Origin of the sequence: Massilia sp. CFBP9026 (assembly GCF_034045165.1) — a bacterium.
Classification (GTDB): Bacteria; Pseudomonadota; Gammaproteobacteria; order Burkholderiales; family Burkholderiaceae_D; genus Telluria; species Telluria arenae.
The window spans coordinates 1-293 of record NZ_JAXCWH010000025.1 but is presented as its reverse complement, the minus strand read 5'-3'; the positions used below and the strand labels follow the sequence as shown (position 1 = coordinate 293).

1 protein-coding gene is annotated in these 293 nt (G+C 58.4%); it reads left to right on the top strand.

The window, feature by feature from the left end; genetic code table 11:
* Positions 1–30: 30 nt before the first annotated feature.
* Positions 31–293, top strand: a 263-nt coding sequence (locus SOM28_RS26290) for a DDE-type integrase/transposase/recombinase (RefSeq protein WP_320469967.1), incomplete at its 3' end; no start/stop codon positions are given.

Sequence of the window (293 nt, the reverse complement as noted above, 5' to 3'; positions counted from 1 at the left end):
AACATGATTTGGGTTGGCGACATGACAGCCATGCGCACCAAGGAAGGGTGGCTTCATCTGGCCATCGTGCTGGACCTGTTTGCCCGTCGTGTCGTCGGTTGGGCGATGGATGCCACGCAAGCGACGACCTTACCCATGGCCGCCCTGAACATGGCGCTGGCACAGCGAAAGTCTAGGGCAGGATTGATCTTCCACAGCGACCAGGGAACCGTCTATGGATCGAACGATTACCGTGAATTGCTGCAAGCGAACGGCGTGCTGCCCAGCATGAGCCGCAAAGGCAATTGCTGGGA